The organism is Flavihumibacter fluminis, assembly GCF_021491375.1.
GTDB lineage: Bacteria > Bacteroidota > Bacteroidia > Chitinophagales > Chitinophagaceae > Flavihumibacter > Flavihumibacter fluminis.
The window spans coordinates 1275691-1299555 of sequence record NZ_JAKEVY010000001.1 but is presented as its reverse complement, the minus strand read 5'-3'; the positions used below and the strand labels follow the sequence as shown (position 1 = coordinate 1299555).

The 23865-nt window shown below is 45.8% G+C and carries 16 protein-coding genes; 11 read left to right on the top strand and 5 right to left on the bottom strand.

Annotated elements, in window-relative coordinates; genetic code table 11:
- Nucleotides 1-45 precede the first annotated feature (45 nt).
- The 8 genes from L0U88_RS05765 to L0U88_RS05730 are packed head-to-tail and all read left to right on the top strand — an operon-like array spanning nucleotide 46 to nucleotide 9782.
- On the top strand, nucleotides 46-1398 hold the full coding sequence (locus L0U88_RS05765) for a Gfo/Idh/MocA family protein (RefSeq protein WP_234864654.1): 1353 nt from the start codon (nucleotides 46-48) through the stop codon (nucleotides 1396-1398).
- A 9-nt stretch (nucleotides 1399-1407) separates the two neighbouring features.
- Nucleotides 1408-2694: a sugar MFS transporter gene (locus L0U88_RS05760; RefSeq protein ID WP_234864653.1), complete on the top strand. Its 1287-nt coding sequence runs from the start codon at nucleotides 1408-1410 to the stop codon at nucleotides 2692-2694.
- Complete coding sequence (locus tag L0U88_RS05755; protein ID WP_234864652.1) at nucleotides 2691-4058, top strand: putative oxidoreductase C-terminal domain-containing protein; 1368 nt, start codon at nucleotides 2691-2693, stop codon at nucleotides 4056-4058. The genes L0U88_RS05760 and L0U88_RS05755 overlap by 4 nt, the downstream gene beginning before the upstream one ends.
- Nucleotide 4059: 1 nt before the next feature.
- The gene (nagA, locus tag L0U88_RS05750) at nucleotides 4060-5235 is read left to right on the top strand and encodes an N-acetylglucosamine-6-phosphate deacetylase (RefSeq protein ID WP_234864651.1); all 1176 of its coding nucleotides are present in this window, start codon (nucleotides 4060-4062) and stop codon (nucleotides 5233-5235) included.
- Nucleotides 5236-5242: 7 nt separating this feature from the next.
- Nucleotides 5243-5986 (top strand): glucosamine-6-phosphate deaminase, encoded by a 744-nt coding sequence (locus tag L0U88_RS05745; RefSeq protein WP_234864650.1) that lies wholly within the window; start codon nucleotides 5243-5245, stop codon nucleotides 5984-5986.
- A 5-nt stretch (nucleotides 5987-5991) separates the two neighbouring features.
- The gene (locus L0U88_RS05740) at nucleotides 5992-7053 is read left to right on the top strand and encodes a LacI family DNA-binding transcriptional regulator (protein WP_234864649.1); all 1062 of its coding nucleotides are present in this window, start codon (nucleotides 5992-5994) and stop codon (nucleotides 7051-7053) included.
- Nucleotides 7054-7063: 10 nt separating this feature from the next.
- The gene (locus L0U88_RS05735) at nucleotides 7064-8785 is read left to right on the top strand and encodes an FAD-dependent oxidoreductase (protein ID WP_234864648.1); all 1722 of its coding nucleotides are present in this window, start codon (nucleotides 7064-7066) and stop codon (nucleotides 8783-8785) included.
- A 10-nt stretch (nucleotides 8786-8795) separates the two neighbouring features.
- Complete coding sequence (locus L0U88_RS05730) at nucleotides 8796-9782, top strand: Gfo/Idh/MocA family protein (protein WP_234864647.1); 987 nt, start codon at nucleotides 8796-8798, stop codon at nucleotides 9780-9782.
- 2 nt (nucleotides 9783-9784) lie between these two features.
- Here the strand turns inward: L0U88_RS05730 and L0U88_RS05725 are convergent, their stop codons facing one another.
- From L0U88_RS05725 to L0U88_RS05705, 5 genes are all read right to left on the bottom strand, one after another.
- On the bottom strand, nucleotides 9785-11533 hold the full coding sequence (locus L0U88_RS05725; protein ID WP_234864646.1) for a metallophosphoesterase: 1749 nt from the start codon (nucleotides 11531-11533) through the stop codon (nucleotides 9785-9787).
- A 93-nt stretch (nucleotides 11534-11626) separates the two neighbouring features.
- Nucleotides 11627-13063, bottom strand: coding sequence for a TolC family protein (locus L0U88_RS05720; protein WP_234864645.1), 1437 nt, complete (start codon nucleotides 13061-13063; stop codon nucleotides 11627-11629).
- Nucleotides 12996-16223, bottom strand: coding sequence for an efflux RND transporter permease subunit (locus L0U88_RS05715; protein WP_234864644.1), 3228 nt, complete (start codon nucleotides 16221-16223; stop codon nucleotides 12996-12998). Before L0U88_RS05715 ends, L0U88_RS05720 begins: the two co-directional genes overlap by 68 nt.
- Before the next feature lie 24 nt (nucleotides 16224-16247).
- Nucleotides 16248-17327, bottom strand: a complete 1080-nt coding sequence (locus tag L0U88_RS05710) for an efflux RND transporter periplasmic adaptor subunit (protein ID WP_234864643.1) — start codon at nucleotides 17325-17327, stop codon at nucleotides 16248-16250.
- 68 nt (nucleotides 17328-17395) lie between these two features.
- Nucleotides 17396-17800, bottom strand: coding sequence for a hypothetical protein (locus tag L0U88_RS05705; RefSeq protein WP_234864642.1), 405 nt, complete (start codon nucleotides 17798-17800; stop codon nucleotides 17396-17398).
- Nucleotides 17801-17907: 107 nt separating this feature from the next.
- Here L0U88_RS05705 and L0U88_RS05700 point away from each other — a divergent pair, with 107 nt between their 5' ends.
- From L0U88_RS05700 to L0U88_RS05690, 3 genes are all read left to right on the top strand, one after another.
- Nucleotides 17908-18966, top strand: a complete 1059-nt coding sequence (locus L0U88_RS05700) for an acyltransferase family protein (RefSeq protein WP_234864641.1) — start codon at nucleotides 17908-17910, stop codon at nucleotides 18964-18966.
- Nucleotides 18967-19136: 170 nt separating this feature from the next.
- Nucleotides 19137-22148 (top strand): SusC/RagA family TonB-linked outer membrane protein, encoded by a 3012-nt coding sequence (locus tag L0U88_RS05695; protein WP_234864640.1) that lies wholly within the window; start codon nucleotides 19137-19139, stop codon nucleotides 22146-22148.
- Nucleotides 22149-22158: 10 nt separating this feature from the next.
- Nucleotides 22159-23847 carry a RagB/SusD family nutrient uptake outer membrane protein gene (locus L0U88_RS05690; protein ID WP_234864639.1) on the top strand — a complete coding sequence of 563 codons (1689 nt, stop codon included), beginning with the start codon at nucleotides 22159-22161 and terminating at the stop codon, nucleotides 23845-23847.
- Nucleotides 23848-23865 lie beyond the last annotated feature (18 nt).

Sequence of the window (23865 nt, the reverse complement as noted above, 5' to 3'; positions counted from 1 at the left end):
TCGGGTACGTACACGAAATTATCAACCAACAACCCGCAGTCTGTCATGTCAGCATCCCGAAACAGTCGTCGTCGCTTTTTAAAAACCGCTACCCAGGGAGCAGCCCTGCTCACGGTTGGCGGGATCCTTCCAGGATTCAGCGCCTCCAGTTATGCCAATATTCTGGGCTCCAATGAGCGCTTGAACCTCGCCGTTATGGGAGTGAACTCAAGGGGGAACGCACTCGCTACCAACTTTGCAGTACAACCGAATTCCAGGGTAAGCATCATTTGTGATGTGGATAGCCGGGCAGCTGCGAAAACCCAGGCGGAGGTGGCAAAAGTACAAGGACAGTCGCCTGTAACGGAGAAGGATATACGTAAAGTACTGGAAAATAAATCGATTGATGCCCTGGTGGTAGCAGCTCCCGATCACTGGCACGCGCCTGCTGCCATTCTTGCCGCCAAAGCAGGTAAACATGTATACCTGGAAAAACCCGCCAGCCACAATCCACAGGAAGGAGAATGGCTGATAGCTGCTCAGAAAAAATACAAAACCGTTATCCAGATGGGTAACCAGCGCCGCTCCTGGCCCAATGTTGCAGCTGGTATAAAAGCCCTGCATGAGGGTGTTATCGGAAGACCTTATATGGCCAAGACCTGGTATTCAAATAATCGTCCGGGTATTGGAACCGGCAAAAAAACAGCGATTCCTGATTGGCTGGATTTTGAGCTCTGGCAAGGCCCTGCACCCCGCAAAGCCTACCAGGATAACCTGATCCACTACAACTGGCATTGGTTCTGGCATTGGGGTACGGGAGAAGCTCTGAACAACGGAACCCATATGGTGGATATCGCACGCTGGGGCTTGCAGGAAACATATCCCACAAGAGTACTCTCTTCGGGTGGTCGTTACCGTTACCAGGATGATTGGGAAACACCCGATACGCAGAATATCAGCATTGAGTTTGGCAATCGTTCCACCATTACCTGGGAGGGCAGAAGCTGCAACCCGCGGTATGTGGAAGGAGCCAGTGTTGGAGTTATTTTTTATGCCGAAAACGGCACCATGGAATTTGATGGTACCAATGCTTATTCCATTTATGACCTGAAAAACAAACTGGTTAAAGAAGTGCGCAACGATGCTACCATTAATACCAGCAGTTTGTCTAGTCCTTCTCAACAATTGGATGCCATCCACCTGAATAATTTCCTGGATGCTATCCGTAAAGGCAGTCCGTTGAATGCGGAAATCGTTGGCGGTCACCAAAGCACGCTGCTTGTTCAATTGGGGAATATCGCGCAGCGTACCGGTACGATTCTGGAAATTGATTCCGCTACGGGTAGGATTAAAAACAATCCGAAGGCTGAAGCACTTTGGAAACGCAGTTATCAACCGGGTTGGGAACCCACTATTTAAGCTGTGTTCATGAAACAATCAACGGTCGTTTCTATTGGTATCATAGCCGGACTTTTTTTCATATTCGGACTGGTGAGTTGGGTGAATGCCATCCTGATTCCCTATTTCAAACTGGCCTGTGAACTCACCCACCTGCAAAGTTACCTGGTTGCATTTGCCTTTTATATTTCCTATTTCGTGTTATCAGTGCCGGCTTCTTTTTTACTCAAAAAAGCAGGATTCAAAAAAGGCATGATGATCGGGTTCTGGATCATGGCGATGGGCGCTTTTCTCTTTGTGCCCGCTGCATATGGCAGAACTTATGGCATATTCCTGGCGGGCTTGTTTTCTCTGGGAGCGGGACTCGCGATTCTTCAAACCGCTGCCAATCCCTATATCACGGTATTGGGGCCCAAAGAACGTGCCGCTCAACGGATCAGTATCATGGGGATCTGCAACAAATTCGCCGGTATACTGGCGCCTTTGTTATTTGCTGCTGCTATTTTACGTCCAACGGATGCTGAATTATTTAAACAGATTCCATTGATGGATGAAGCAGGCAGAACTGCCGCCCTGGATGAATTGATCCGCCGGGTGATTGTACCCTATTCTGTTGTTGGAACGGTGCTCTTTTTGCTGGGTATCGCCATTCGGTATTCTCCCTTGCCGGAAATCAATACCGACGAAGAAACGGGTGAGCTGGCTTTGCAAAATTCTACTAAAACATCTGTATTGCAGTTTCCGCACCTGGTTTTGGGGGCCATTGCGATTTTTGTGCATGTAGGAACCCAGGTGATTGCAATTGATACCATCATTCCTTATGCCGGTTCCATGCAGATTGATTTGCTGGAAGCCAAAACCTTCCCGGGTTATACGCTCGCAGCAACTATCGTCGGTTATATCCTTGGTATCATAGCCATTCCGAAATTAATCAGCCAGGTAACGGCACTACGAATCTGTACCCTGTTGGGATTGTTGTTTTCTGTGCTGATCCTGCTGGCGAAAGGGAATATAACCCTGCTGGGACATACCGCTGATCTCTCCATCTGGTTTGTGGTGTTACTGGGCCTAGCCAACTCACTGGTGTGGGCGGGTATCTGGCCGCTGGCACTGGATGGATTGGGCAGGTTCACAAAAATAGGTGCTTCCCTGATGATTATGGGACTTTGTGGAAATGCACTAATGCCCTTGTTGTATGGATGGGCTGCGGATGTATGGGGACAACGACTCGCCTATGCGGTATTGATTCCCTGTTACCTTTACCTGATTTTTTATGCAGTTAGAGGCCATCAATTCAGAAACTGGAGAAAGGCATGAAGCGACAAATTCTATATACAGTTCTGGCAAACCTGCTATTCATATATCCTGCTATGACACAAACCAATTATAATCCTGTTGAAAAATATCGTATACTCACGCTTGAACCCGGCCATTTTCATGCGGCCCTGGTTATGAAGGAATCAAATCCGCAGATTGATACTACCTGTTATCTGTATGCGCCGGATAATGCGGCTACACAACAATACCTGGATTTTATAAAAAATTTCAACACACGAAAACAAAACCCAACTTCCTGGAACACGGTCTGGTATAAGGTAAAAGACTACCTGGAACAGATCTGGAACCAACCGAAGGGAAGCATTCTGGTGCTGGCCGGAAACAATCGCACCAAAACAGCCTGGATCAGTGAAGCAGTGAACAGGGGATATGCAGTGTTGGCCGACAAGCCCATGGCTATTGATCCGGAAGGATTTGCCAAACTGGAACTGGCAATAACAACTGCGAAGAACAAAGGACAACTGGTATATGATATCATGACGGAACGTTATGAAATTCTGAATATCCTGCAGCGTTTATTGATGCAGCAAAAGGATCTTTTTGGTGAACTGGAAAAAGGAAGTCCGGATAATCCATCCATTGTAAAAGAAAGCCTGCATCATTATTACAAACTGGTGGCAGGCGTACCCCTTAAACGAACCGAATGGCAATACGATCCCAAACAGGCGGGCAGTGGGCTGGTGGATGTTACCACGCACCTGGTAGACCAGGTACAGTGGACCTGTTTTCCGGAACAGGTACTTAACTATAACAGTGACGTACAACCGATACGTGCCAGGTTATGGCCTACAGCCATCAGTCTGCCGCAATACAGCGCCTCTACCGGAGCAGCCCGCTTTCCGGATTTTCTTGATACGTACCGTAAAGGTGATTCCATTCTTATTCCCTCGAATGGGGAAATGGTGTATGCTTTAAAGGGGGTTCATGTGCGTATTAAAGTGGAATGGAACTATGAATCAACCATTGGTGCTGGTGACACACATTATTCCCTGATTCGCGGAACCGGTTGCGAGCTCGTAATTCGACAGGCGCCCACAGATCGGTTTGGTGCCAGTTTGTATGTAGAGCCTGTGAAAGGAAAAACCCTGAATGAAGAAAAGCTGATCGCTGCAATTAAAGAAATCCAGCGGGTTTATCCTGATATCCGGTTTAAAAAAGATGGAAACGGCTGGAAGATTTTGGTGCCGGATCATTACAGAGCCGGACATGAAGCACATTTTGTAAAAGTGACAGAACAATTTCTTAGGTATCTGAAAGCAGGCCGTATGCCCGATTGGGAATGGTCCTTTTTATTGTCGAAATATTTTATCACCACTCAATCACTGGTTATTGCGAAACCCTGATATGGCTCAGTTATCGATCATACATGCCCGTATAATCACACCTGCCGGAGTGCTGGAAGATGCTTGCCTGGTAATAAAAGACGGAAAGATCCATCAGCTCCAACCAGCTGGAGCAGCGCTACCGGATGGTCCGGTACTGGATGCCGGCGGTAACTGGCTTGCTCCCGGTTTCATTGATATTCATGTACATGGTGGGGGAGGGTTTGACTTCATGGATAATACTGTTGAAGCCTTCCTGGCAATAGCCAGATTACATGCACAACATGGCACCACTTCGATGTTCCCTACAACACTAACCAGTGAATTGCCCGATCTGTATGCAACGATTGATTGTTATGAAAAAGCGCTTACTCACACACATGATGGAGCGCGTTTTCTGGGACTTCACCTTGAGGGACCCTATTTTTCAAAGGAGCAGCGGGGTGCACAGGATGAGCGATATATCCGGAATCCAGATCCTGAAGAATACCGGGCGATCCAGGAAAAATCTATACATGTCCGAAGATGGAGTGCTGCTCCTGAACTGCCGGGTGCGCTGGCCTTCGCAGATTTTTGTCGCTCAAAAGGAATACTTCCCGCATTAGCTCATACCAACGCGGAGTATGAGCAGGTGAAAACAGGAGTGAAGCATGGCTATTGCTTGGCGACGCATTTGTATTCTGCCATGTCGGGACTAACCCGCCGAAACGGATTCCGGATAGCCGGAGCAATTGAGTCGAGTTTGCTGTTGGATGAAATTGATGTGGAGCTGATTGCGGATGGCGTGCATCTTCCGGAGGCCTTGTTGAAACTGGTAGTGAAAATAAAAGGGAAAGAGAAAATTGCCCTGGTAACAGATGCCATGCGTGCCGCGGGAACCACTGTAACGAAATCCATTCTGGGGAGTAATACATCCGGACTCGAAGTGATTATTGAAGACGATGTTGCTAAACTATCCGACCGTTCTGCGTTTGCAGGAAGTGTAGCAACAGCTGACCGCCTGGTACGTACCATGGTGCAGCTGGCTGAGGTTAGTATCCCGGATGCGGTATATATGATGAGCACTACACCGGCACGTATAATGGGAGTAGCTGATCAGTTTGGCAGTATTGAAATTGGAAAAATGGCAGACCTGGTATTATTTGATGATGGCATCCGGGTTCAGCAAACATTTATAAACGGGAAACCGGTTTTATGATTCAAAAATGGAAGTAGTAATTCTTGATACCAGGCTAGAGATGGGTCTTACAGCAGCAAAACGGGTTTCAGAAAAGATCCGGGAACTGCAGCAGGAGAAACCGGTGTTACGGATGATGTTTGCTGCCGCACCCTCGCAACTGGAATTTTTGCAGGCATTGATCAAAGAGTCAATCAACTGGCAGGGCATTGTTGCTTTTCATATGGATGAATACATCGGGTTGCCTGCTTCTCATCCTGCCTCCTTTCGAAACTTCCTGAACCGCCATCTTTTTGATTTGGTACCCTTCAGGGAAATTCATCTCATTAATGGAGAGGTTGACGATCCGCAGCAGGAAGCGGATCGATATGCCGCCTTGTTATCTGAGTCACCGATGGATATCATTTGTCTTGGAATTGGGGAGAATACCCACCTGGCTTTCAATGATCCGCATGTAGCAGATTTCCAGGATCCCTGCCTGGTGAAACTGGTGGATCTTGATCCCGCCTGCAGGCAACAACAGGTAAATGATGGCTGTTTCGAAACCCTGGAAGGGGTACCGGCACTAGCCATTACCGTTAGCCTTCCGACGCTTTTTAGTGGAAGCTATCTTTTCTGCATGGTGCCAGGTAAAAACAAGGCCCAGGCAGTACTGCATACGATGGAGGAGGCAATCAGTCCGGTTTTTCCTTCCACCCTTTTGCGGAAGCATCCTGCGGTTGTCTTATTTTTAGACAGGGATAGTGCAGCTTTAATGCCATCCCATAACTGACGCTTATGAAAAAAGAATCGGAAGAACTGGTTGGGGTTAAGGAAATTGCCCGTCGCGCGAATGTCTCCATTGCAACGGTAGACCGGGTGCTGCATGATCGTCCCGGTGTTTCACTCAAAACAAAGGAAAAGATCCAGCAAATAATTAAAGAGCTGAACTATCAGCCGAATATCGTGGCCCGCACCTTGGCAAGCCGTAAAAAATTAAAGTTCGCCATCATCATACCGGCCAGCTCCGAAGAAACCAGTTATTGGAAGGCGCCATTGGATGGCGTACTACAAGCAGAACAGGAATTGAGGCAGTATGGAATCAGCGTAGAAAAATATCTGTTTGATCAAAACAACCGAAAAACCTTTGTAAAGCAATCGGCAACGCTACTGCAACAAAAACCGGATGGTATTCTGCTCGCTCCCATGTTTGTAGAAGAATCCAACCAGTTTATGCAGCAGTGCCGGGAGCAATCCATTCCGGTTGTTTTTATTAACTCGGATTTGCCGGGACAATCGGGACTTGCCTATTTTGGCCCGGACCTTTATCAGAGCGGTTATCTGAGTGCTCATCTGATCAGTTACCTGGTTCGTCCATCTGACAGTATATTGATGTTGCATATTACCCGTGAACTGGAAATGGATCACCACCTGCTTCGGAAAGAAGAAGGATTTCGTGCGTACTGGCAACAGCAGGGATATACACACGAATTGATCACCCTGCATATTGGCCAGACCGATACCGAAACCATTCGCCATCATATCAGCAGGCAATTGAAAAATTCTTCGATACGGGTACTCTTTGTTACCAATTCAAGGGTGGCGGCAGTAGCGAAAGTGCTGGAAGAACTGGATCGCACGGATCTGCTGCTGATCGGTTATGATTTCCTGGAAGACTCCATCGCCTACCTGAAAAAAAATGTGATTGATTTCCTGATCTGCCAGAAACCCCAGGAACAGGCCTACCTGGGCATGATGGCACTTTATGATAAGCTGGTATTGAACCAGCCCGTGAAGAGCGTTCATTTTATGCCGATCGATATCATCACCAGGGAAAATCATCTCTTTTACAATAATTGATGCTCGCTGTATGAAAAGAAGAAATTTTTTGGAAAGTCTTGCATTGAGTAGTACTGCTCTGATTACGGCACCTCTGTCTAGCCTGGCAGATGAGCCTGCATCCATTAAACATGCTGCTGATCGAAAGAAGAAAGGACAATTGGAAAGCCTGTCTGCAGATATCGTGATTGCAGGTGCTGGAATGGGGGGACTTGCTGCAGCATTGGCGGCACTTCGGAATGGTCAGCATGTAATCCTTACGGAGGAAACAGATTGGGTAGGCGGACAGGTATCGCAGCAGGGAGTGCCACCAGATGAGCATATGTGGATTGAAACACATGGTGCAACCAAACTCTATCGCGAATACCGTAACAGGGTTCGGGATTACTACCGCCAACACTATCCCTTAACCGAAGCCGCAAAGCAAAAGCCGAATCTGAATCCGGGTGATGGTGCTGTGTCGAGAATTTGCCATGAGCCACGTGTAGCCGTAGCCGTTTTCATGGATATGCTAGCACCCTATATCAGTTCAGGTAAACTGATCCTGCTATTGGAATACAAAGCCGTAAAAGCTGAGGTGGTAGGGAATAGAGTAGTCTCGCTTGTTGTGAAGGGAAGGTACGGTCAGCGTAAGGAATTGAAGGCGCCCTATTTTATTGATGCAACTGAGTTGGGTGATTTGCTACCCTTGACGGGTACAGAATATGTGACCGGAACGGAATCAAAAGCACAAACCGGTGAACTGCATGCGCCTGATCAGCCAGATCCGATAAATAACCAGTCGTTCACTATGTGTTTTGCCATGGATTATGTGCCGGGTGAAGATCATACCATTCCCAAACCTGCAACCTATGAATTTTGGAAAAATCATATTCCGGATTTGAAGCCGGCATGGGCAGGTAAACTATTGGACCTGCACTATTCGGATCCGCGTACCCTAAAGCCCAAAAAACTTGGCTTTCATCCCGAAGGCATTACAACGGGGGAATTATTGAATCTGTGGAATTATCGCAGAATAATCAATAAAGACAATTTTGTACCCGGAACTTATTCCGGCGATATCACCATTGTGAACTGGCCACAGAACGATTATATGCTGGGAAATATCATTGATGTAAGTGAAAAAGAGCAACTGCGGCATATTCATCAGGCCAAACAATTGAGTCTGTCATTATTGTACTGGTTACAAAAAGAAGCACCAAGGCCGGATGGGGGTAAGGGTTGGCCCGGACTTCGGTTACGCAAGGACGTTATGGGTACGGAAGACGGTCTGGCAAAATATCCTTATGTGCGGGAATCAAGAAGAATAAAAGCGGTATTCACCGTTACGGAAGAACATGTTGGAAAGGACCAGCGGGCGCAGCTTGTGGGCGATCCTGATGTGAAATGGGCTGCCCCTTTTGCAGACAGTGTTGGCGTGGGTTATTATCATATTGATCTGCATCCTTCCAGTAACAAAGTGAATTATGTGGATTTTGGATCTCTTCCTTTTCAGATACCCATGGGCGCTTTGATTCCAATTCGCATGGAAAACCTGCTGCCCGCTAATAAGAATATTGGAACCACCCATATAACCAATGGCTGTTTTAGGCTGCACCCCGTTGAATGGAGTATCGGAGAAGCCGTGGGTTGCCTGGTTGCCTATGCAAAAGAGCTGAAGCTGAATCCCAGGCAGATACGCGAACAAAAACTAAAAGAATTTCAACAATTTATAGAGGGACAGGGCATTGAACTTGACTGGCCCAGAAGTTAAACAAACGATTATGCATAGACGTAATTTTTTACTTCAGTCCTCACTTGCAGGAGCTGCCATTGTAAGCCCGGGATGGTTACTGGCCGCAAAAGAAGAGGGCGCACTAGCAGGAAAACGAATTGGTATAATTGGACTGGATACATCCCATAGCATCGCGTTTACCAAATGGTTTAACAGGGAAAATGTGGAAGCCGAAACCGGAGGGTATAAGGTTGTTGCAGCCTATCCACATGGCAGCCTGGATATTGTTTCATCAACGTCACGTATTGCTCCAAATACGGAGGAAATGAAAAAACTGGGTGTAGTAATTACATCCTCTATTGCAGAATTGCTGAACCAGGTGGATCTAGTCTGCCTTGAAACCAATGATGGCCGACGTCACCTTGAACAGGCATTGGAAGTATTCAAATCAGGCAAACCCGTTTTCATCGACAAACCGGTAACAGCTTCTTTAAAAGATGCCATCGCAGTTTACGAGGCTGCTGAGCAGTATAAAGTGCCGGTGTTTTCAAGTTCTTCGCTTCGTTATACAGCCAATACCAAATTGGTGGCAAAAGGCGATTTTGGAGCTGTATTGGGTGCTGATACATTCAGTCCGGCTACCATCGAAAAAACACATCCGGATCTTTTCTGGTATGGTATTCATGGCATAGAAATGTTATTTGCGGTAATGGGAACCGGTTGTCGTTCTGTATATCGTTCTTATAGTCCTGATGCCGACCTTGTAATTGGTGAATGGGCCGATGGCCGCATTGGAACCTTTCGTGGAACCAGAAAAGGCAAGGCTGATTTTGGCGGAACTGCTTTCTGTGAAAAAGCCAATGTACAGTTAGGCCCCTTTACGGGCTATGTACCATTGCTGGAAGAAATCGTAAAATTCTTCCAAACGGGTAGGGCACCTGTTTCAGCAAAAGAAACGATTGAGCTCATTTCTTTTATGGAAGCAGCAGACAGGAGCCGGAAAAAAAGAAAGAAAATTGCGCTGGCAGCAGTTTGATTTTATTTTACCCAGGTACCTGAACCGGGATAGTTTTCTTTTGAATCCCATTTGGGTTTCCAGAATAAAGTGGCAGCTTCCGTACTGGTTGGATCGTCCTGGTCCATATAGCCAACATTTAGTCTAAACGATCCATCTGCTTTCAGGAAATCTTTCTTTGGAAGTCTTACGGTTACTGTTAATTCACCCTCCTTCAGTGTGCTTGAAATCTGTAGTTTTTTCTTAAGCTGGCGCCCATCCAACGTAGTGAGCCTGTACTTATTAGTTTGCTTCGGATCTGGATGAATCGTCAGTAACAATTTTTCCTGATTTTTATCTTCCAGGTATACCAGCAGCTGGTCCTGGTAATCCCCTGCTTGAAATATGAAGTTGTCATCTTTTATAAAATACTTCAGGTCCAGATAATTTTCGTCTTCTCCTACCGTGAATCGCAAATCAAGATCCTGTGTTCCGGACCAATCCCAGTCTTCGAAAACCTGCTCCGGATGATCCAGCCGGATCATTTCATTTTTCCCTATTGAATATGGCCAGTCAATGAGTAATCGTTTTTTAGCAGGCAGACTATAGGTTTTACCCTCCAGTTCCTGACTGGCCTGCAGCTCAATTTCAATGGGTGGCAAATCCATCAGTTGGAATCCACGCTTTGTTGCGTGTTCGATTTTGAAAGCATAGTTGATGCTTGCGCCTGGAGCAAGAATGGTATCGATATGTTCAGGAATGGATTTGAAATGAGCGCTATTGGGAAGGCGACCGCTGATGCTGAGGGGCGTTTGATTGGGGTTATTGAATTGTACAGTGGGAGTAATTTCTGTTGAATTACCAGTTGAATGGCGATAGGCAATTGGCTGCATCCAGCTACCTGATTTAAGAGGGCGGATTTTTTTGGCAATTGCTTCTGTGACGATGTTTTCATCAATAATTCCATCCAGTTTGATATGGGCAACTATTGGCTCCTTGTTATCCTGTAAGGTAACCCAAGTAATATGATCAAATTCGCCAAACTGTTCGCCTCTTCGTTCGCTTCCGCCTCCGGAAGTAGCGAGGATATAATACTTGTGGTTGTTCCGCTTGCTAAGCAGGTAGTTATGAGTATGACCCGCAAATATGGTGAAGTTTCTTCTCTCCAATGCTTGTTCTATTTTCTCAAATCCGCTTTTGTTGGATGTCCACATGGGCTGGTGCATGAACACAAAAGTCCACCTGACTTTTTGATGTTCCTGCAAAACAGTTCTGAAATACGTAATCTGCGATTCCGACATTCCATAAGAGCCGTTATCCTGAGAGTTCAGGCAAAGAAACAAGGTGTTTCTATATACAAAGTAATAATGGGATTGACCATATCGTCTGATCCATTCCTGCTGCATCCAGGAATTACTGATATCATGATTGCCGGATACATAAAAAAATGGAACGGTAAGTGGTTCAAGTAGTTGGTTGAATTCTTTCCATTGTGTATCAATCAGCACGGAATCTGTAGAGTATCCATTGATCAGATCTCCAACAGACATAACAAACTGAGGTTGTAACTGATTTGCTTTCTTAACGGCGTCTTCAAAAATGCCAGGCAACATTCCGCCAGTTCTGTCGCTCAGTATGGCAAACTGAACCAGGTTGGTATCATTGTTAAAGCGCAGATGGTTAACGGGTAATTTATTTCCTTTATTTTTTTCTGAAAGGATCGATTCCTGCTGTGCAAAGCAGTTTGTTCCAACCAGGAGAAAACATCCTGCAAGTATGCTGCTGACTTTCATGGCAAATGGTTTTGTTAACCAGTGCCGTAAAATAGGAAATATAAAAAGCAATGACAGATACCTGCCATTGCTTTGCGCATATTGATGTGATTTTTACTTCCAGCCACCCCCAAGGGCGTGATATAGGTTTATAGAAGCCTGCCATTGTTTTAATTTGGTTTCTACCAGTTCAAAACGGGCTTCCAGTGCTTCCCGCTGGGTAAACAGGACTTCGGTATAATCCGCTCTTGCTGCATTGAATAAACGATTCGAAATGTCCACCGATAGCACGAGGTCCTCCACCTGCTGTTTCTTTTGCAGGTAACTGTTTTCCAGCTTACTGATATTGGATACCTGGTTTTTGGTTTCCAGGAACGCGGTTAACAGCTTCTGTTCATATTCATATACCAGCTGCATTTGTTTGGCATTGGCATTCAGGTAAGAGGCTTTCAACGCATTCCGGTTGATCAGCGGAGCTGCCAGGTCTCCCATCAATGAGAACAGCATGGATTCCGGCGCTTTGAAGAGGTATCCCGGATTAAAGGCTCCAAATCCAATTGCCGACTGGATGCCAAGCGATGGATAAAACTGTGCTCTTGCCACACTGACATCCAGTTTGGCAGCAGACAATTCCAATTCGGATTGCCGGATATCCGGACGGTTAAACAGCAATTGAGTAGGGAGTCCTGTTTGCAGGGCTGGTACCAGGCTTTGTTCAAAATCACCCCGGTTTCTTGGAATGGGTTGTGGAAACCGACCCAATAAAAAATTAATTCGGTTCTCCGTTTCCGTTATCTGCTGCCGTATGTTGAATTCCATGCTACGCGTACTGGCCAGTTGTGCATCAAATCTGCGTACAGCCAGTTCCGTTACCTTGGTCGCCTCTTTCTGCACTTTAACCAGTTCATACGCATTCTGCTGAATGGCAATATTCTGTTGCAGGATTTCCAGTTGTTTGTCAAGTGCCAGCAATTCATAATAAGAGCTGGCAATTTCAGCAACCAGGTTCGTGATCATGAAATTTTTTCCTTCCATACTTGCCAGGTACCGAATACTTGCTGCTTTTGTAGCATTGCGCAATTTGTGCCAGATATCCACTTCCCAGCTGGCATAGGCACCAATACCAAATTCGCCCAGGGGTTCCGGCATTTCTTTTCCGGGCTTGATTTCCGTAGTTGCCTCCAGCGCTCCAATATTGGTATACCTCGGAACTTTTGTTGCTCCCGCACCGGCTTTTACTCCAACAAAGGGGAGGTATTCACCTTTCCTTGCACGGATTTCATTCTTACTGATTTCTATTTCCTGGAGCAGGATATTCAGCTCCTGGTTATGCGCCAGTGCTGTATCTATTAATGCACTCAGATCCGGATCAGTAAAGATGGTTTTCCAGTTAATAGAGGCACTGTTCGTGCTGTCAGTTGCAGGTCCTGTATAACTTTCTGGTACAGTATTGCTGACCTCTCTGTTTACCAGTGCCGGTAGTTTACAACTGCCCAGCAGCAGGGTCGTCAGTACGATCCAGCTGTATTTTTGGATGTTTCTTTTTTGCATGATGTGAAAATTCTTCAGTTAATGGGGTGTCTTCTTCTTTTTTGATGAGTTTGCGTCCGTCTGCCAGGCTTCCGAAAACATAGTAGAGTCCAGGTACTACAATTACTCCAAACACGGTTCCTAGCAACATGCCACCTGCTGAGGAGGCTCCGATCGTACGGTTGCCGATCGCACCCGGACCAGTAGCCACTAATAGCGGTAACAAGCCCGCAATAAATGCGAAGGAGGTCATAAGGATCGGTCGGAAACGCACTTTCGCTCCTTCAATCGCCGCTTCCAATACAGTAAATCCTTCCTGTCGTTTCTGGATAGCAAATTCTACAATCAATACGGCGTTTTTACCCAGTAATCCGACCAGCATTACCAGCCCTACCTGCGCATAGATATCATTCGCGAGTCCCATCATTTTCAAAAACAGGAAAGCTCCAAACACTCCGGCAGGTAAAGAAAGAATAACCGCCAGTGGGATGATAAAACTTTCATATTGGGCCGCCAGTACCAGGTAAACAAATCCTAGTACAATCAGAAAAATATAAAGTGATTCATTGCCTCGCTGTACCTCATCTTTGGAAAGTCCCAGCCAGTCGATATCATAACCCTTAGGTAATGTTTCTTTGGCAACCTCTTTGATCACATCAATTGCCTGTCCGCTACTATAGCCGGATGCAGGAGATCCATTGATGGCGGATGAGGTATACATGTTGTACCGGGTGATCTCATTCATGCCCTGAGATTTTTTGATCTTCATAAAGGCCGAATAAGGCACCATTTCATCGCGGTTGTTTTTCACGTAGAGTTGCATCAGGTCGCTGGGCATTTCCCGGTATTTCGCATCTGCCTGCACATATACTTTGAAGAAAGTACCAAAACGGATAAAACCCTGTTCATACGTACTTCCTATAAGTATTGATAGATTATCCATTGCTTTACCAATGGAAACGCCTTTCTGCATGGCAGCCTGGTTGTCAATCTCCAACTCATACTGCGGATAATTCGCAGCGAAAAAAGTAAAGAGTCCGGTTAACTCTTTTCTTTTTTCAAGTGCCTCCATAAAAGCAGTATTCACCTCACCGAATGCTTTATAGTCACCCGTGTTGGTTTTGTCCAGCAAACGAAGGGAGAAACCACCTGTTGCACCATAACCCGGCACCGCTGGTGGTTCAAAGAATTCTATAGTGGCACCTGGTATTGTCTTGGCTTCCGATTCCAGTTCTTCAATGATCTCGTGAACCGATTGCTTTCTTTCCGACCAGTTTTTAAGGTTGATCAGACATGTTCCTGCGTTGGAACCGCGGCCCTCTGTCATGATTTCATAACCGGCCAATGCAGATACAGATTGCACTCCTTCATTTTTTTCACAGATCTCTTGCAATTTGCGGGCGATATCATTGGTGCGTTCAAGCGTTGAGCCAGGTGGTGTTTGGATAATGGCATAGATCATACCCTGGTCTTCTCCCGGAATGAATCCGGAAGGAAGCGCTGCTGTGGTAAAGAGAATACTGGCACAAAAGGCAATCAGCATACCAAAGGTTAATACCCTGCGATGAGTGATCACGCGCAGGAACTTCGTGTAAGAACCTAACAGTCCATTGAACTTCCGGTTAAACCAGTCGATAAACAGGTTGATGGGTGTTTTCTTTCTTGGTTTTCCATGGTTGTTTTTCAGGATCATTGCACAGAGTACCGGTGTAAGGGTAAGTGCCACAATACCCGAGATCACGATGGAACTGGCCATGGTAATGGAAAACTGGCGATAGAAAACTCCCACCGGTCCACTCATAAAGGCAACCGGCACAAATACCGCTGTCATTAAGAGGGTAATGGCGATGATCGCACCGCTGATTTCATTCAATACCTGTTTGGTAGCTTTATAAGGGTTTAAATCTTCTTCTTCCATTTTGGCATGCACTGCTTCCACTACAACTATCGCATTGTCCACCACAATACCAATGGCCAATACCAGGGCGAAGAGTGTAATCAGGTTGATCGTAATACCAAAAAACTTCATCGCCATAAAAGCACCAACCAGGGAAACCAGTACCGCCAGGGTAGGAATAAGGGTCGATCGCCAATCGCCCAGGAAAACAAATACTACAAGCGCTACCAGTATAAAAGCTTCTGTAAGGGTATGGATTACTTTTTCAATCGACGCATCCAGGAAGGTGGATACATCATAACTGATCTGGTATTCCATTTCCGGAGGGAAAGATGTCTTCTTAATCTCCTCCAGTTTTTCCTTTACTTCCTTAATTACCTCTGTTGCGTTACTGCCATAGGTTTGTTTCAATACAATGGCCGCAGAAGGGTGATTGTCGAGGTTGGAATAGATATCATAGAACTCGCTGCCCAGTTCAACTTCAGCTACATCTTTCAGGTGCAGGATTTCTCCATCGGGAGTAGCACGTACAATGATATCTTCATATTGCTCTGGTTTATTGTAACGGCCGGGGTAGGTTAATACATATTCCAGTGATTGAGATCGTTTACCCGTGCTTTGGCCCAGTCGGCCCGGAGATCCGATTACACTTTGCTCCGCCATCGCTTCCATCACTTCTTCTGTGGATACATTATAGGCTCGCATGCGATCCGGCTTCAGCCAGATTCGCATGGCATATTGCCGGCTACCCAGGATTTTAGCACTACCTACTCCTTTCAGTCGGCTTAACTCCGGAATAATATTGACATTGGCAAAATTGTAGGCGAATTTTTCGTCCACATTTTTGTTGGTGCTGAAGACGTTCACGTACATCAGCATGTTGGGAGAAGTATAACTAACTACCAGTCCTTCCCGTTGTACCAAAGGCGGCAGGCGGTTGGTTACCTGTTCGATTCTTGTCTTAACATTCACCATTGCCTGACTGGGGTCTGTTTCCAGGTCAAACACTACCTGGATCGTGGCTTCACCAGCACTGGTAGCATCGGATGTCATGTACTTCATACCGGGTGTTCCATTGATGGCTTTTTCCATCGGGATGAGCACAGATTCCACCAACACATTGGCACTGGCTCCGGGGTAGGCAACGTTTACCACCACCATCGGTGGGGCTACAGAGGGGAATTGCGAAACCGGAAGGGTTTCAATCGACAGAATACCCATGAAAATAATCACCACGGAGATTACAATCGCGAGTACCGGTCGCTGCATAAACATTTTAAACATGTTCTTCAGTTTTGAGGTTCGGGATTATTGCACGGGCAGTTTGAGGGAATTCAGTACGGCTTTCGGATCTTCTGTCTGGAATTGAATTTTATCGCCGTCCTGCACTTTTCGGATACCCTCCAGCAGGATGTTTTCTCCTGGTTTCAAGCCGCCGTTTACGACAAATAAATCTTCCAGTTCCGCACCTACTTTGATTTCTCGCGTATGAACGGTATTGTCTTTATCTACTATGTAAACAAAGATTTTATCCATCACTTCAAAACTTGCTTTTTGTGGTACCAGGATGGCCTGCTTTAATGCTTCTTTCACCAGTATATTTCCTGTTTCTCCATTTCTTAAAAGTCCTTTTGGGTTAGGGAAAGTGGCTCTGAAAGAAATGTTCCCGGTTTCATTATCAAAATCCGCCTCAATGGTTTCTACCTTTCCTTTTTGCGGAAAAATTTGCTGGTTGGCCATGCGTAATTCAACAGGTTGATTTTTGATATCACTGTTGTTAAAGAGATTCAGGTATTCTGCTTCCGGCACATTAAAATACACCCACATGTGACTATTATCAGAAAGATGCGTGAGCAGATCTCCTTCATCCAGCAGACTGCCTTTCCTGACAAGAAAGCGATCGATCATGCCATTGAAGGGGGCATAAATACTGGTAAACTGCAGGTGAACATTTTTAATATTGAGTTCTGCCTTTGCTTTGTTCAGTCTTGCTTTAGCCATTGCCAGCTCATTGGGAGAAACGATATTCGATTCGGCCAGTTTTTGAGTGTTCTGGTATTCGATCTCAGCAAATTCAACTTCTGCTTTGGCTTTCTGCGCCTCTGCATCATATAACTGAGGCATGATTTTGAAGAGCAACTGTCCTTTTTTTACAGATTGCCCTTCGTCGATATATATATCCTGCAGATAACCTCTTTCCTGGGCACGAACTTCAATATGTTGAATCGAACGGATCTGGGCTACATATTCTCTTTCCAGTACGGTATCTATAATAAGTGGTTGGGTAACGATAAAATGGGTAGTGGTTTCTTTTTCTTCCGCTTTATGGCCACATCCTGTACTGGCCAGTATTGCATACAGACCAGCAAGCACGAAAATTTGCTTCATGTAAATAGGAGATTTAATCAATAAAATAAAAGGCAGTAATAAATGAGAAAGCTTGGAGGAGCGCTGTATTAAATGCGGAAGATTTGCAGGGAACTCAATCGTTCACTGGTGGAAAGCTGGGCAATTGGCAGACTGCCGGTAAATGGTACAGCTTCCAGTTCAAATCCGGGATCGGGCTGTCCAAATAAAATGCTGATGCAGATGGATAACTGCCGGTTGCCTAACTCGAGTATCCAATACTGCTGTTTGTCTTCGGATTCTTCAATAAAGAGCAACTCTTCCGGTCTTTCTGGAAGCGGTGCATTGATCCACTGATAATCGGAATGGGAGAGGGCTGCATCCTGGGTAGAAACTTGTTCCTGGTGAAACCTGCCCTGGGTAGAATGTAGTGTTTCAGCTTCTGCATGAAAGCCAAGAACTGTCAGTACTACTAACAGCAGGCAGGAAACCCGTATTTTTTTCAACCAGCTCATTCGGCGCCGGAAAATTACTCAAAATAAATTCAACACAAACGTTTGCCTGTTGCGAATTCGCTAAAACAAACATAAATTATACAGATTTACCATCTTTTCTGAAGTATATGCCAAAACGATTGCTATCCCTGGATGTTATGCGCGGATTGATCATGATCCTGCTTGCTGCCGAAAGTACTTCACTTTACAGCCGGCTGGATAAAGCCGCAGCAGGAACCTGGTTGCAGCGGGTGACAGAGCAGTTCTTTCACCACGACTGGCATGGGCTTCGGTTCTGGGATCTGATTCAGCCCGGCTTTATGACGATGGCCGGTTCAGCCATGTTTCTTTCATTTTATTTCAAACAACAAAAGGGAATTACCTGGAAGGACAATCTTCCTCATATTCTGTCCCGGTGCCTGAAGCTTTTTCTTTTTGGAACGGCCCTGCATTGTGTATATAGTGGCAAACTGGTATGGGAACTCTGGAATGTATTGACACAGCTTGCGTTCACCACCCTTATCGCGTATCTGATTATCCGAAAATCTTACTTGTTTCAGTTAATAGTGAGCTTCGGCCTGATCCTGCTTTCGGAGGTTCTTTACCGGACTGTGCTGGTGGGTGAATTCAATCAGCCATTCGTGATGGGAAAGAACTTCGGATCTTATACCGATATGCTCGTGATGGGTAAGATCAATTCCGGGGGATGGGTATTTGTCAATTTTATTCCAACCAGTGCACATACGATCTGGGGTGTACTGGCCGGGAAACTGTTTGTGGATCAGCGGTTTCAGGCAGGACAGAAACTCCGGTACCTCGTAGGTAGCGGCACTGTGCTGCTATTGGTAGGATATGCAGCAGACCTGGGCGGACTATCACCCATCATTAAACGCATCTGCACCGGCTCCTTTGTATTGGTATCGGGTGGCTGGATTCTGCTTTTCATGGCCTTTTTATACTGGCTGACCGATATCCGGCAGGCGAACCGATATGCCTGGATTTTTTCCGTCGTGGGTATGAATGCCATTTTTATCTACCTGTTTTTTGAAACCGTCGGCCATCAATGGCTCAACGGAGTGGTAGCTATCTTCGTGCAGCAGCCTGTTCTGGCGTCGCTGGTCACTCTTTTTATCCTTTGGTATCTCTGTTTTTTCCTCTACAAAAAGAAAGTCTTCTTTAAGCTTTAACGGGGTTGTTTGAATAAGTACTATGGCACTATTTTATACAAAAGATTGCCCGAAATGGAACATATTCGTGGGGTAAGTTTAACGATTTAGTTAACTATTAAATAACCTGTTCGTAACGATTGCCCAAAACGTCCCATCTACTTTTATACCCAATTTTTAATTCTTCTAACATGACAACCAAATCAAAACTGCTGAGCTGGAGTCTTTGTTGCCTGTTGCTTCTATGCACGCTGGCGCAAATTCAGGCCCAGTCTCCCGGCGGTGCTGTAACCGGTACCGTTCGAAATGCCCAGTCGGAACCTTTGCCCGGCTCTACTGTCAAGCTTGAAAACAGTTCCAATCGTTTTTCAAGAAGTACCCAGGCCGACGCCAACGGAAATTTCCGGTTTGAGGATGTTCCGTTTGCTAATGGCTACCGACTCACCATCAGTAATGTGGGATATACCGACAAAGTAATTTCCGGCCTGAACCACAGTAGTGCCAATCTTCTAAGGATTCAGCAGGCGCTCGAAGAGTCTGCCAAGAGCCTGGATGAGATGGTAGTGGTGGGTTATGGTAAAACCAGTAAACGCGACCTGACCGGTGCGGTGAAGTCCATCAAAGCCGAAGAGTTTAACAAAGGCATTATCAACTCACCCGAGGAACTGCTCCAGGGTAAAGTGGCCGGTGTGAATGTAACAGCCTCCAGCGGTGAGCCAGGTGCTCCCCAGAGCATTACGATTCGTGGCCCGGGTGGTGTACGTACCGGAAGTACTCCGCTTTTTGTAATTGATGGTATGGCGCTTGATAATTCTTCAACGGGAGGAGCTGTCAACCCACTTACTTTCCTGAACCCACAGGATATTGAGTCTATGGATGTGTTGAAAGACGCATCAGCAACAGCCATTTACGGAGCGAGAGGTGCCAATGGAGTAGTGCTGATCACCACGAAAAAAGGCAGATCCGGATTTTCATCTGTGAACTACAATTTTACTGCCGGTGTTAGTAAAATCGCGAATCCGCTGCCGCTGTTCTCTACGGAAGAGTATAAAAGACAGGTCGTTGCCCTGGGTGGAGAACTGGAAGATTTCGGTGGCAGCACCAACTGGCAGGATGAGATCACCAGAACGGCCTTCACTCAGAATCATAACCTGGCAGTTTCCGGTGGTGTGAATAAACTGACCTATTATGCAAGCCTTGGTATGCAGTTGCAGGAAGGTGTTATTCAGCGGAACGACCTGAAACGTTATAACGGACGTATCAATATCACGCAGAAACTTTGGGACGATCGGCTAACACTGGATATCAACCTGAATGCCAATAATACAGTTAACAGGCGTCCAAATATTGGAAGTCTGATTGGTGGTGCCATTTCCACCAACCCCACCATTCCCGCCCGTAATGCAGATGGTACTCCTTATGTTTTTGAAAACGGTATCAATCCGCTCAAAACACTGGAACTGGAAAAAGACTGGTCAACTATTAACCGGGTGATAGGAAATGTTGCAGCCACCTTGAAAATTATCAAAGGACTGGAATATAAAGTTAACATAGGTATCGATAACTCTACCGGTGTACGTGATGTGCAGTCGCTTCCAAATGCAGTTCCGCAGCGCGATGGCCGCCTGGAAACCTACAATACGTATAATAAAAACGTATTGATGGAGCATTATTTCACCTATAATTTCAATATCAATAACCTGCATAAGTTTACCGCGCTTGCCGGTTATTCCTTCCAGGATATTTACCTGCAGGGCCGCGGTAGCAGTATCAACCGCTTCCCGATTGGAGGTGTAGAGCCTATCTATAATCCAGGTACCGGACAGGAACTAACGCTGGCGAATAACCGACCTTCCGGTTATGCAGTACAAAATGAATTGCAGTCCTTTTTTGGACGTCTGAATTACAATTTTGACAACCGCTATTTGTTCACTGCTACCCTTCGTGCTGATGGTTCTTCGAAGTTTGGTGAAAACAACAAGTACGGTATTTTCCCATCTTTCTCAGCAGCCTGGAACATTGCGCAGGAAAAATTCTTCAATAGCACCTGGATTTCCAGTTTGAAATTGAGAGGTGGTTGGGGACAAACCGGTAACCAGGAAATTCCTGCAAAAATCACCCAGCCGCTGTTCACTGCTACCGTTTCCGGTAATGCCAGTTATCCGCTGGATGCCGGTACTACTTATCCTGCCGGTGTATTCTTTACCCGCCTGGCTAACCCTAATATTCAGTGGGAGGTTTCAACACAAATCGATCTCGGATTTGATTTTGGTCTGTTTAATGGAGCTTTGAATGGTACGGTTGATTATTTCCGCAAAGTGACGAATAACATCCTGCTGCAGGTTCCGCCGGCAGATCCCGTTCAGCCAGCCGCTACTACCTGGTCCAATATCAAGGATATGAATATTGTCAACCAGGGTGTGGAAATAGATCTGAATTATCAGCATAGAAAAGGACCTGTTAATTACACCATTGGTGGTAATATCACTTTTATTGACAACGTAGTGAAGAATTCTCCCTATACCGTAATTCCATCCGGTTCTGCTTCGGGCTCGGGACTTACTTCGGCTACTATTAATGGTTATATCAACGGTTCACCGATTGGTGCTTTTTACCTATTGGATTTTACCGGATTTGACCGGGACGGACTGAGTGTGTACCGCGATGCGAACCAGGATGGTTTTGTAAATGATCGCGACCGCGTGGTTTTAGGAACAGCACTTCCAAAAAGAATCTTCAGCTTGTATGGAACAATGGGTTATAAAGCGTTTGATTTAGCCATCAACTTCAATGGTGTGTCTGGTAATAAACTCTATGATAATACTGAAAATGCCGGCTCTTACAAGGCACTCATCGCCAAGGGTGTGAATACGTTTACATCTGCAGTGAAATACCCTGAAGAGTCCACAACCAACGATGCCCGGGTATCCTCCCGTTTCCTGAAAGATGGAAGTTTCTTCCGGTTGAACAACCTGGCACTTGGATATACCCTGCCCATGACTAAAGTCGGAAACGGACAGTTTATCAAGCAGATTCGTTTTTCACTGACCGGACAGAATCTCTTCGTAATAACCAAGTATGACGGATTTGATCCGGAGGTGAATGCTGACCGTAACATTGATAACGTACTTTCTTACGGTGTTGATTATCTGAGTTATCCCAGGGCCCGTTCGTTCATTCTGGGAATTAATGTTCAATTTTAAAAAATCGGTTATGTTTAAATATAGTAAGATCCTTATGATTGCTGTTACAACTGCTACGGTGTTGAGTGGTTGTACCAAGCTGAATGAAGTGGTGCTGGATGAATCTTCCGCTACCGGCTTAACTCCGAAACAGGCCGCAGAAGGAGCAATTGCTCCTGTTTACGCACTGTTACCTTCTCTTTTCCAGCATACCCGTTATTTTGCTTTGCAGGAAATTTCTACTGACGAGGCCATCCTTCCTTACCGGGGAGGTACCGACTGGGGTGACAATGGTATCTATATCGGTATGCACACCCATAATTTCTCCACCACTGATCCCAATATTCGGAATGTGTTTAATGAGCTGGTGCAGAGTCTGTCACGTTGTATTACTGCAATTAATGCACTTCCTGCTAATACAGATCCATCTGCTCCAGCCTACCTGGCTGAAGCCCGTGGCATGCGCGCCTATTACTCCTGGATGTTGCTCGACCTGTATGGGTTGATCTTCGTGAAGGATAATCCGTCAGATATTTCCACCATTCTTCGCGGAGCAGAAGCTGTAGAATACATAAAGTCTGAGTTGTTGGCAGTTGAGCCATTGCTGGGTAATACGCCTACCCATGGAAGACTTAGTAAAGCTGCTGTATGGGGCTTGTTGGCAAGATTACATCTGAACGCTCCTGTATATTCTGACATTTATGCCAATCAATTCAATTTCGGAGCGGCAGATATGGATAAAGTAATCGAATACTGTGATAAGATTATCAGCAGTGGAACATACCAGTTCTCCCCGGAATATTTTGACATCTTCGATGATGATAATAATACCAACAAGGAAATCATTTTTGCTGTTGATCAGCGGGCAGAATTGAATGGTCACAACCGTCTTGCTTATTTCTCACTTTCAGGCGATCAGTTTCCTTTGCCGGAGTTTCCCGGAGCAAATGGAACAGATGGCCCTGGTATTACTTCTGATTTTTATGAAACCTGGGAGAATGCCTACGGACCTGTTGATCCTGCTGCAGCAGATCAGCGTTTTTACAAAGAAAATCTCACGATTTATTCCAATGCAAATGATACTTGTGTGCCAGCAGCAAATTTTCATATCAACCGCGGAATACTGCGTGGTCAGCAATACGGACTCATTCGTCGCAATGGGGTATTCCTCCGTTGTCCGAATGGTGATATGAAAGTGGGGCCTCTTTTTCACGATACCCGTAATCGCCCAACACTGGCAGTAAACTTTACCAAGGAAATTGATTTCAGTACAGAAGGCAGCAATTACCCCACTGGTTATCGTGTAGAGAAATATGAGTTTAGCCGCAAGTCTGTTAGTGGTCGGAACTTTGGTGAAGCGAATATTGTTATTCTGCGCCTCGCTGATATTTACTTAATGCGAGCAGAAGCCAAATTAAGGAAAGGAGATGCGGCAGGTGCACTCGCAGACGTAAATATCGTTCGTGCTGCCAGGACTGCCCGTGGTACCATTCCGGCGCTTACAGAAATGAACCTGGATATTCTGTACCGCGAAAGAGGTTTTGAATTGTATTGGGAAATGGTGCGTCGTACCGATATGATCCGCTTTGGTAAATATGAAGGAACCTGGACGGAGAAAACCGATAACAATCCGCAGAAAAGAATCTTCCCGATTCCTCAAACTGCGATCGACGGTGCTTCCAACATTCCGAATTACCTGGTTCAGAATCCCGGATATTAATTCTCTTTAGCAATGGCA